Source organism: Caballeronia sordidicola (assembly GCF_002220365.1).
In the GTDB taxonomy this organism is placed as follows: Bacteria; Pseudomonadota; Gammaproteobacteria; order Burkholderiales; family Burkholderiaceae; genus Caballeronia; species Caballeronia sordidicola_C.
In genome coordinates this window covers 1-10909 of the sequence record NZ_MTHB01000231.1, presented here as the reverse complement: position 1 = coordinate 10909, position 10909 = coordinate 1, and the positions used below count along the sequence as shown (strand labels likewise).

General features: G+C 53.1%; 11 protein-coding genes and 1 pseudogene. 7 read left to right on the top strand and 5 right to left on the bottom strand.

The window, feature by feature from the left end:
- From BSU04_RS31985 to BSU04_RS45880, 5 genes and pseudogenes are all read right to left on the bottom strand, one after another.
- A pseudogene (locus BSU04_RS31985) lies at window positions 1-232 on the bottom strand (hypothetical protein); the annotation flags it as partial.
- A gap of 27 nt (window positions 233-259) precedes the next feature.
- Window positions 260-655 carry a bactofilin family protein gene (locus BSU04_RS31980; RefSeq protein ID WP_089164291.1) on the bottom strand — a complete coding sequence of 132 codons (396 nt, stop codon included), beginning with the start codon at window positions 653-655 and terminating at the stop codon, window positions 260-262.
- A gap of 460 nt (window positions 656-1115) precedes the next feature.
- Complete coding sequence (locus BSU04_RS31970) at window positions 1116-1622, bottom strand: hypothetical protein (protein WP_089164289.1); 507 nt, start codon at window positions 1620-1622, stop codon at window positions 1116-1118.
- A gap of 14 nt (window positions 1623-1636) precedes the next feature.
- Window positions 1637-1825 carry a hypothetical protein gene (locus tag BSU04_RS45885; RefSeq protein WP_144021425.1) on the bottom strand — a complete coding sequence of 63 codons (189 nt, stop codon included), beginning with the start codon at window positions 1823-1825 and terminating at the stop codon, window positions 1637-1639.
- Entirely contained in the window at window positions 1822-2049 is a 228-nt protein-coding gene (locus tag BSU04_RS45880) for a hypothetical protein (protein ID WP_179258510.1), read from the bottom strand. Before BSU04_RS45880 ends, BSU04_RS45885 begins: the two co-directional genes overlap by 4 nt.
- Before the next feature lie 804 nt (window positions 2050-2853).
- Between BSU04_RS45880 and BSU04_RS31965 the strand changes: the two genes are divergently transcribed.
- From BSU04_RS31965 to BSU04_RS31925, 7 genes are all read left to right on the top strand, one after another.
- Entirely contained in the window at window positions 2854-3432 is a 579-nt protein-coding gene (locus tag BSU04_RS31965) for a hypothetical protein (protein WP_089164288.1), read from the top strand.
- Between the two features lie 1114 nt (window positions 3433-4546).
- Complete coding sequence (locus BSU04_RS47205; protein ID WP_218827374.1) at window positions 4547-5110, top strand: MoaF-related domain-containing protein; 564 nt, start codon at window positions 4547-4549, stop codon at window positions 5108-5110.
- A gap of 48 nt (window positions 5111-5158) precedes the next feature.
- Window positions 5159-6334, top strand: a complete 1176-nt coding sequence (locus BSU04_RS31945) for a hypothetical protein (protein ID WP_144021423.1) — start codon at window positions 5159-5161, stop codon at window positions 6332-6334.
- Between the two features lie 133 nt (window positions 6335-6467).
- On the top strand, window positions 6468-7913 hold the full coding sequence (locus BSU04_RS45875; protein WP_144021422.1) for a hypothetical protein: 1446 nt from the start codon (window positions 6468-6470) through the stop codon (window positions 7911-7913).
- 53 nt (window positions 7914-7966) lie between these two features.
- On the top strand, window positions 7967-8329 hold the full coding sequence (locus BSU04_RS31935; RefSeq protein ID WP_089164284.1) for a c-type cytochrome: 363 nt from the start codon (window positions 7967-7969) through the stop codon (window positions 8327-8329).
- Between the two features lie 240 nt (window positions 8330-8569).
- Window positions 8570-9301 (top strand): transporter substrate-binding domain-containing protein, encoded by a 732-nt coding sequence (locus BSU04_RS31930; protein ID WP_089164283.1) that lies wholly within the window; start codon window positions 8570-8572, stop codon window positions 9299-9301.
- Window positions 9302-9414: 113 nt separating this feature from the next.
- Entirely contained in the window at window positions 9415-10506 is a 1092-nt protein-coding gene (locus BSU04_RS31925; RefSeq protein ID WP_256983529.1) for a serine hydrolase domain-containing protein, read from the top strand.
- Window positions 10507-10909 lie beyond the last annotated feature (403 nt).

Sequence of the window (10909 nt, the reverse complement as noted above, 5' to 3'; positions counted from 1 at the left end):
CGCGCCAGTGGCTCAGATGCGAGCTGTAGAGACCCTCACGGCGCAGCAGTGCCCCGACCGCGCCGCTGGCATTGCACGCGTCGGCTTCCCGCACAATACGGCGCTTGTAGCTCGTCGAAAAACTCCGGCGGCTTGGCGCCGCGACGACCTCAGCATCGGTTGCCGTTTTCCCCGAGGCCCCCTCGGGGAAAACCTTCGCACTGACGTCACGTTCCTCAAAAACCTCTTTCATCTGCTTATCCATCTGTGGGCAACTTCCTTAAACTGTTTGAAGAAGTTGTCTCACAGCAGTTTGACACAGGGGGGACGGTGCATCGATCGTCAGCATCCGAGCGACGCGCTTGAGCGTCCCGTTGAGCGTGGCACCCGGCCCTAAGCGGATCGTGCCGCTGTGCAAGATATCGCCGGCGACGTGTCCGTTGATCTCAAGCGACTCACGGGCGTGAACATTCCCATCAACACGGCCGTCGATGCGTACGTGTTCGCCTTGCACGCTGCCCTTGATCAGACCGCCTTCACCGACGTGAAGCAGACCGCGAGTCGAGATCACGCTGCCGTTGCACAGGCCGAAGCAACTGACGCCGTGATCGACAATCATGTCACCGTTGATCGCGCAGCCGGTGGCGATGAGGGTAATGTAAAGTTCGTTTTTCAATCCGCATTACGCTAGGCACCGGACCGGCTTCGATGGTATTCAAGCCGACTGTTTTGCTCGTTCATCCGGAGCAAGACCTTTGCTGGCGTGGTAGTGTATGGATCCGCGGCATTTTCGACGGTACGCATTGTGTCCACCTCACGGCCGTAGCGGGCGGCACCCATCTTGAGCAAACGGAGTCGTTCTCGGGATTGCTTGTGGGGCGGTTGACGAATGACGTAATCGAGGAAACTCAGCGAGAGTTTCAGGCAATGAATGCCGCGGTCAAGCAGCGCGCGGAAACGAAAACACCGTGAGCGCACGCGCACGTTTTATCGCGCGACGCCAACGCGGTCCACAGCAGCAGTCGCTGTGCGGCCATCTACAGCCATTCGACAGGGCCCCTAAATTGCCGACAATCGTATCTTGCGGCCCGTGAAGCTACTGCCCCGAAGTCAATACGATGACGTCACCGGCGAGGTCAGTCACTGATTGGAAGTCCGGCGACTAATGCGATTCCATTCGCAGCCTGTTCACCTACCGCATTCGAAACCTCTTCAATCGAACGATAGCCGGTAACGGGCCAATATAGCCATGTGTCTTCTTCGACCTTGAAACTAACATCGCCTACACTGACGACTCCGCTAAGATGATCAGCGCCGTCGAAGAAATTTAAGAATGCGCGAGCGGATTCGGACCTGCTTCTAACGCTTGTAATGTGAATAGTCACGGGAACACCGTTCGGATCGATCTTAATCCCGAGGCGGGATGCTCGCATGTAGAACGCTGACATCATCGAATTGCGTACCCAAGGCGACACCAAATTCCCGTTGGCATCGATCTTCGGCGCTTGGATCCCGTCAGAAATCAATTGTCTGGTCTGGACGCTAGCAGAATGCTGCGCATCAAGCTTAGGGACAGTTGTTAGGCATCCCGCGAGCAACACGCACGAGAGTCCGAGAACGCAGGCCAGACTTTTGTTCTTCATGAGGGTGCCGTGGGTTAAGCGGTCCGTATTGAACCGCTGCCTGTATTAACGGCCGACAACACGCTTTCTTTAGTTTGATAGTCCGGCGGCTTACCTGAAAGACCGCTGAGGGTCGACATGCGCCCGACGCGTCGGGCAGCGGCCACTTTCAGGCATTCGACAACGACACCTGAAGTGCCGACAATGTAGCGTTCATTCGTCATGGATCGCGCTTATTTAAGCGGATCAGCCTTATGATTTGAATAACAAACGCTGTCGCGTAAACCATTGCAACGGTCATCAGCGCTTTGAGCGCTACTGGCGACGAACGGTTGAAGAAATATAAAATAATTAAGGTAGCTAATGCCAACAAGACACTTGTCGCAAAGCCGACAAATCTTGCTCTTGTCTTTGTTGTCATCCATGGCGTTCGATACTTGACTGACATGCGGCTCCGGTATTATGGCCATTCTTCCCGTTTACGCGCCGGGTTTTCGTCCTTGGAACGCAGTTCATACATGATTGTATTGACGGCAGACAACACTCTTTCTTTACCATTTTTCGCAACCATTTTTCGCATTGGGTTGGCAGAAAACGTCTGAGCAGCAAGTTTGATAGTCCACAGTTCGGTCCGTGTCGCACGCGTGCACCTCCACGATTTGCGAACGTCCGCTGCCTGGAAAGTTGGCCGTCTCTAATGGGTCGCGTACCGCCGATCGCCTGCTCACGAGTTTCGAGCTACGTATGTCCATCGCATGAGACAGCACCCGGCCATGTTCAGACGTCGCACCCTGCATTCACGCGGACATTGGAGCGTCGGCTCCGCTCAGGTAACGGAGCTTCCCTCGGTGGTCATGCTCCTGGGGTCTCGGCAAATAACAGCCCTTCGCCCCTCTCTGAATGCATGTCCAGGCGCACGCGATACGAAGCGATACACATTCCGATGACGAATTTTGGCGCGCAGTGCCAGTCACTGCTTGCACGCCATCAGACGCTCGATTGCCACCGCATCCGGATGCAAAAAACAAGAGTTGGGCGGTAATCCGAAGCATGCAGCGCTGGATCTCGCTCGTGGGCGGCAAGTGTTTGCGCGGGGGACTGCCTATGAGTCGCCATCTTGCAAGGATAAAGAAAGAAAAGAAGAGTGCGGAGGCGCACAAAATTTCTAGCCGTATTCAGAACTTTGTCCTTTACTGCTTCTTGCGCAGTTCGCATCAGTGTTCCCCGAGGCACTTCCGGCGAGGAGCTGGTTATGGTTACAACTGTCTTGTTGTACATCGCATTGGCCGGTGCTGTGGGCGGTCTTGGGAATGCTTTCCTCTCGGACAATGGGATGGTGTTGCCGAGGGTCGAAAAAGTCGCAGGCACCGCGACCACAATTTATCGACCCGGGTTTCTCGTGAACATGTTCATCGGCGCCTTGGCGGCCGCCATCTCATGGGGTCTCTACGGAGCTGGTGCGAACGCATCACTGCTCGGTACACCCGGTGCACCTAACGCAGTACCTGTTAATTTGACAGTCTCCTCTTTGGCGGGAGCAATATTAGTGGGACTCGGGGGAGCTCGCTGGTTGTCGAATGAGGTGGATAAGAAGCTGTTGAGGGTCGCCGCCACCCAAGCCTTAGATGCAGCGGGAGCTACTGAAAAAGCGCAGCAGGCAGCAACAGGTACGCCAATTCAAGCGCTGCATATCGCGGAAAAAGCAGCAGAAGAATCCAGGAAAGACAGAAAGCCCGCAGGACTTCCACCAGGACCTGTGATTACACCACAGCCTAGAGTTCACGTTGATCCCAACAAGGGCGTTGGTAAAGATTCAGGCGCCAACGTGTGACGCCCGATTGCCATAACCATTTTCCGCTACGGTGAACATCATGTCGGTACATCCCGGCTCGATATGGATAGACAACAATTGGCACCGGATTCGGCCCGGGCTATGGGTGGCGGCGACAGCTGGCGGGATAATAGCCGAGGGCACTGACTACAACCAAGTCATTATTCATCTTCAGAACCTCGGGGTTTCTTTGGACGAGGTCACAATTGTCCTTGCCCCTCAGCTCCCTATCGTCCAATGAGCACTGTCAACATTGCTTTCCCAAACCAAATTGCGTATTCGGGCAATCGACCATATGCGGATGTCGTCCTGCTCGGAGGAGCGGCCGCTATAAATCCGGCGCCTACGCATAAGTGCTTGGTTGACACCGGCGCCGATTACCTCCAATTGCCGGCGTCGGCAGTCTCTGCGGGTCTGCTGTCGGCAGGAACCGCCACGTCAGTATCGACCGTTGCCGGCGCAGTTCCATTAACCCTCGTCCACAACATAACCGTCTCAATTGAAACGTGTCAGGTTACGATTGACGTGCTGTTCGACCCTAGTAATTCAACCATAGCCATTGCTGGGCGTCAGTTGCTTCTAACAGCGTTCAAGATGGGGTTTAGACACAGCGACTGGCTCTGGGTGTAGCGGGCTAAATCTGAAACCGAGGCTTCCAACCGCTAGTGTAGGCGCCGTAACAACTCTGACTGCAAGGCTCCTTGGCTATGCAGGTGTGACCCGCGCCGGAGCAGATGGCTCCGGCGGATCTTGTCGCTATCTTGCCGTTCCGACCGCTCGCTTGGCAGACGTTAATTGTCGACGCGCGGGTGAAAGTCACGAACGGCCGTGGCGAGTCGCTACTGAACACGAGGACTGTGCGCTAATGGACGCGCTGCTGGACGGCTGTAAAGCGCAAAGGCAATTTTAAGTTTGCTCACCGTTAACGTTTACCTATACTCCATCGAAACGTGCCGCTGGGGATTAGAGGGCTCGGACGCTGGCTAACATTTTAGATTCATCAGCTTAATCTGTCCGAAGTCAGAGTTAACTTAATAAATTCGTTTTTCTCAAACTTGGGCTCCGAGTCCAGGTCGACCTCTTGTTCTCAATAAAACGAAAAGGGAGCGGTAGAATGAACACAGCCTTTCCTGCGGTAGGGCATCGTTATTTGGTAGATTTCGGTGCGTTTCAGGTAGAATTGTTTTTCACTTCATTAGGTTCTCTTACGTACACCGATATTCTTTCGCGCGGCGAGCGTGGTCAGTCAGAAACTGTAAACATTCGAATCACACCAATTGGCGACCTTCTTTTTCTAGTTACTTGGCAGGAGGCCGACAAGACCACAGTCGTTCACGTTGAAGATTTTCAAAATAATACGATTATCACAAACATTACAAATCCTGATTTATCCTTCAACCAGTTTAAAGGCACTTTCACTGAATCAGTCGGTTCCGCTTTCGCTCAGAATGTCTTGACTTACAGCAAAGACATACTCCCGCTCTTCAGAGATACTGACATAAAGTGCATGACCCGCCGAGGTGTTCCACTTAGCGACTCATCGTGGATGTGCAATCCAGACCATGCCAAGAAAGTTTACGCAAAGCTATCTTCTGGCGAAATGCCACCAGACGCGCCGTGGCCTCCACAACAAATCGAGCTGTTTAACCAGTGGATAGTTGAGGGTTGCCAAACCTAGGCCCTTGAGTGAACGATGCGGTCATGTCCATTACCTGCGGAGCCGACAATGAAAAGAATTCTATCGCTTATAGGTGCAGCTGCACTATGCCTGCAGGCCCCGTTTGCCGCTTGCCAAGGAACTATACTGCCATGGGGGCAATCGTCCGACCAACTTGCTTGGCAAACCTTCGTGCAAGTCACTGCTCCGTCAGGGAATCCAAACTCGTCTCAAGTCGAGTTCGAGACATGGGCTTCTGATGACGACATCTATCACACGTCGCCCCCCCGCTGGCCCGCACCCGGAACTCCCAAGCGACTTCAAGCCAGCTTATTGGGAACCGCTCATCGGATCGCCGTACGAAAACCGTTGATCATCTCTCCTTCGGATTGCAATCCTCCATCAAATACAGATTCGAAGCTCGGCTTGCCGGCTAACGTATGCATCGGGGAAGAAGTGCGTCGGAATTGGGCCTCGTATCAATACATAGTTTCGAACAATCTATACAACGCGCAAGGGCTGGCGACAGCTTATGCAAAAAAATCGCCAGTTAACCTGCCAGCAGACGCTGTCGAGTTCAAGGGTGATTGGATGAAGGTTGCAGACTTAATAGGGTGGCTTAAAAAAACGGAAGGTCTCACTCTGACCGAAGCCGATATTCGACATAAATTCTACGTGAACACCGCGACAGATGGAAAAACTAGTGCGGATTTTGCTCTTCTTTCGTTTCATTTCAGTACTAAGCAAATAAAACAATGGGTTTGGTCTGATTTCGAAAACAAAATGAACCCCGGGAGATGCGATGATACCGGCTGTCACGACTCGTTTGGCGCCGTGTCATCAAATACACCTCCGAATGGTCTGGCCAACCAGAACTACGGCGACTGTCAGAAATCCGAAGCCCTCTTGGCCATGTTTAAAAATGCAGCGATTGACCCGGTCTGGCGAAATTATTGCCTGAAAGGCTCTCAGACAGACTACGTAGAAGCAAACACCAGCACGCCGACGATACTTGGGAACTCCGTTATCGAGAGAATCACAGCGAATGTGCCGATCCTTCGATCGTCCTGCATTAGTTGCCATGCGTACGCCTCCTTTGATAAAGACGGTAACCACGGGCTTGATCAAATCGTGCTTGATCCAAAAAAATACCCCGTTGGTCCCATCGATCCAAAGATACTAGTTCCCGGTGAATATGTTCAAAATGATTTTATCTGGGGGATTATTGCTGTGCCATCCAAATGACGCGACATAGATGCCATAGCTCTTACTGCGATACTCTTTGCTTCCAGGTTCGCTAGGGGGCCGCTTTCTCACGACACTTGGCAAGGATGCCAATGAGAGCGGCAATTGATTAAAGAATGTTTTGGGAGAGGAAATGAATACCAACCCCTGTATCCCTGTGCCGTCGCCCACTGAAATCGGAATGAAATTGTTCCCCAACGGACGCCTGCAACCCCCTCCGCTCACAAATGCCTGGACTGCAACGGTATTGCTAACTCCACCTGGCGGCCAAGTTGCTCCAGTTAAGCCAAGTGATCAGTTAGCGGTAGCTTACGTTACCTACAACCAAACCGATCACAGCAACCGCCAAATTCGATTTCAGATATTTTTGCTGGAAAGTCTAAAATATTTTGACGTCCTGTTTCGGACCGAAGGTGATGTGACCAGTTGGTGGAGCTTGGTTTCCACACCAGACCAACTCGGTGGAGTGCCGAGCAATGCCTTTGGTCCGTTCAGCACATCGGTGGTTGTACCGGGAGGCAATTTCCTCGCTGATTACGGATTTGCACATGTAGGCTCTTGGAACGTCATCGGGCGAACGAGGGATGGATTTGTTCTTAAAAATAAAATTCCACCGAAAAATAAGAACGATGGTCCCGGCGGCACGTGGGTTTGGTGTGACACCGTGTCAAATGCTTTGGCGCGAATGATGACGACAAGGCAAGATAATGAAGCGTTAATCCCGATATTCGGCGCTTATTACCTGTCTGATTTTTGTGAGATTTCCAAAAATACCAATGCCGATTGGCCAGGTATATTAAAAGTCTGTGATCGCGCGAAGAGCGTCGGATCTGTGACGAGTACGATGCTGACACTTGTTGACCTATTGCAAGGTATGTCCGAGGTGCCGCAAGAGGCGTTTTCCAGTTGTGTGTTCGGCGATATCCAAAGATTGCTACCCGGGATCCTCCCGGATATGAATGGGATAGTCGTGCCAACGTGGACCAACCGGGTTAATAGCGAATGCTTCATGATGGGACAGGAGTTGGCACCTTTCTATTGTCAGCTTTGGTACGACTGGGACAAAGGGGTTCAGGTGACCGTTTTTGTGTATCCCGACGACGAAGGCTCTTATACGAGCCGCTTTGACGAAATGCTACCGAAGGGACACGTTGGTCCAGAGAATGATTACGTTTGGGATGGCACCCAATGGAAGTTAAGATGCTATAAGAAGTCCGGCGGATTCGTACCAATGCCTGTACCAAACTTCGTCGCTGCTGGACAGGGACGCTGTCGGGCCGCGTTCAAAAATGACCCTTATTTTTCTAGTAATTCGATCTGGAGCGTTGCACTGGATGCCAACGAGGATGTAGCGAATTTTTGGTATATGTTCAATGATCAGCAGCAGGGCGTAATTTTCTCCCTATCTCCAGCTGGCAGCTTAACTCTAATCGATTATCAAACATTCAAGCAGAACGCACAAATACAAGATTGTGTTTTTTACGATCCGCAGGGAAAGATTCCAATGTGCTCGGATGAGATGATGTCCGCAGTGAAAAACGTAGGCTTTTTACCAAGAAATGCCAACGCAAATAAGTAAGACATACTTTAATTTTGCAGGCAGGCTCACGAGTGACGAACCAGGAGATAACGATGTTGAAGTCGATCAGCGTACTCGTCGTGACCGGAATTTTTGGCGCTCTCCCGGTTCAAACGCCAGCCCAGACCAATGGGAAATCCGTGTTTCAGGCCGAATGCGTAAAATGCCACCAGAGTAGTCCAAATCCAAATAATTCTATGGCCCCTTCTCTATCTGGCGTGTACGGGCGGAAGATCGCAAGTACGCATTACGCGTATTCGGATGCTTTAAAAAGAAAGCCAGGCGTGTGGGATGATCGGGCGCTGAATGACTATCTGGAAAGTCCACAAAAATATGTGCCCGGAGGAAAAATGAGGGAGGCCGTGCCCGACGCCAATAAACGAGCTGCTATCGTTCAATATCTGAAAAGCCAGTAGCTACCGTGTGTTGATCAACGCACTCTTCTAGAGTTACGTGTAGCGCCGTGCAAATGCGTCTGCTGCGATCCCTAACCGGCCATTCGGCGATCGACACGTCTAACGGCTGCTTGGGGTCGGGAAGCGCCGACCGCCATCCGGCAAGGACCGGCCACAAAACGACGTTCGTGCATGCAAGTAGAATCGTCAGCAATCGGCTGCAGTTATTTGATGGCCGTTCCTATTTCATGAGAGGCAGCTATGAAGGTAGCGATCGCGTACATCGAAGAACCGCCGTTCGGCTGGACGGAAACGGATCGTACCGCTACCGGTGCTGACATTGATCTTGCGGAAGCGGTTTTGCGGGCTATTGGTGCCACTCAGATTGAGCATCGCCTGACGACGTTCAGCGATCTGCTGCCAGGTGTCGAAGCCGGCCGCTGGGATATGAACGTCTCCCTCTTCGTTACACCTGAGCGCGCTAAGCGGGTCGCGTTCAGCGTTCCAGTGTGGGCGATCGGGGACGGGTTTTTGGTTCGGGCTGGAAATCCAAAAGCGCTTAACAGCTACCCGTCCTTCGTCAAACGGCAAGATGCGCGCCTTGGAATCATTGCCGGGCAGGTGCAACACGACTCGGCGAAAGCGGCAGGCGTGAGCGACGACCAGATAGCCATCTTCGAACATCAAGCGGATGCTATCGAAGCGGTTCGGTCAGGAAAGATCGATGCGTATGCGAGCACTGCTCTGGGCAATCGCATACTCGCCGATCGCATCGGCGGTTCAGTCCTGGAGGCCGTGGAGCACAAGCCGGGAACGAATGGCATTCAACAAAAACTGCCGCTCGGAGCATTCTCCTTCAACAGAAGGAACAGCGATCTGCTCAATGCGGTGAACGCGCAACTCCGTTCATATCTCGGCTCACCGGACCATCGCACTCGCATGGCAAGGTTTGGCCTGACGCACGAGTATATCGACCCCACACTTGCCCGTTGAGCGTGGAGGCGGTCGTCGGCCATTATCTTGTCTTCGACAACCGCTGCTAAATTGCCGACAATATTAGATGGGCCTACGATCCAAACAAGGCGACGTTGGTGCACGATTGAGTGGTGAAAGCCCCTAAGGCAGAACAATTTATCGGCGTGGACGATCTTGGGAGATTGCAAGTGCGTCAAGAAGAGCTGTTATTTGCTTTGAAGGCTGCGAATGCGCCGACGACGATTTTCGCGATTGGAATGGATGGGTTAGCTCCGAGGGGTGCCGCTGTAGGGATGGCAGATCAAACTGCTTACCAGCCCCTAACAACCGATACACCGCTGAGGATCGCCAGCAACACAAAAATGTTCGTTGCCGCTACGGCGTTGCGTCTTTGGGAACAGGGAAGGCTTGAACTAGACGTTGGTATTTCGGCGCTCGCTGACGAGAGCTTGGTTCGTTTATTGGATGAGCGGGGGTATCGCACGAAGTCGATAACGGTGCGCCAACTGCTGAACCATAGCGCGGGCTTAAATGATCACGCCGACGAAGAATATATTAAAGGGGTTCTCGCCGAGCCCGCGCGCGTGTGGACACGCGAGGAGCAAGTGTGTCTTGCGATCCGGGCGAGCGGCCCGTTAGGTCCGCCGGGCGAGGCATTTAGATACTCCGATACCGGTTATATTTTGCTCGGCGACATCATTGAGCGCGCCACTGGCGGGACGCTCGCTTCTGCTGTCCGAAAAGAATTGCGCTTCGATAACCTAGCATTAACATCAACGTGGTGGGAGGTTGCTGAACCTCAGCCTGCAATGACTGAACCCCGAGCTCGGCAATTCTTTGGGGGCGTCGAGATCACGAACGTTAATCCTACAATGGACCTTTATGGCGGCGGTGGGTTAGCGATGTCAGTGCGGGATCTGGCGGCCTTTACAAGCGCATTGTTCCAAGGGCGCGTTTTTGAAAAACCGCAGACCCTAGTCGAAATGCTTTGTCAAGGAACACATCAAGGGGCTGAAGGGTATAGGCTGGGTGTTGCACTAAGCGTCGTAGGTCGTGCAGTCTGTTATTCCCACGCGGGATTTTGGGGAACGGTGGTTTACTATTCGCCTCAGGCCGAGTTGGCAGTCGCGGGTTTCACTACTGAGCGCAATGCTCGGCCCGCGCTGGTGTCCCTTGTTGAAACGCTGATTGCGAGATGCAACTCAGCTGACAAGATCGGCTAGGTTTGCATCGACTGTTGATTGGCGCGTATCCACATTCATCTCTCCTGAACCGCGCAAGCGTCGTGAATGGCCGCTTGGGAGAACGGCCGATGGCAGTTGTGGGTGTGCGCCGTGAAAAGGCGGCGCTTTCCAGCGGGTGTAAGCCCCGCCCGGCAACCGCTCCAGCCGGAAGCAACCGGAGCAGCTATGGAGGTAACGAAATGGCTGAAGCCTTCGGGTAAGCGTGTCACGAATTGGTGACAGCGCGAGTGTGCAGGCCGTAACGTGAGTGAACGCTGAGTAAGCCTCGAAAATGCCGATGCGCAGGCCGACCCGGTGACCCTTTCGGGGAAGGCTGATACGACTGGATGGATGAGCGAAGCGGTGCCGCCAGTCGCTGCGCCGGGGTAGTGGCGACAGCATG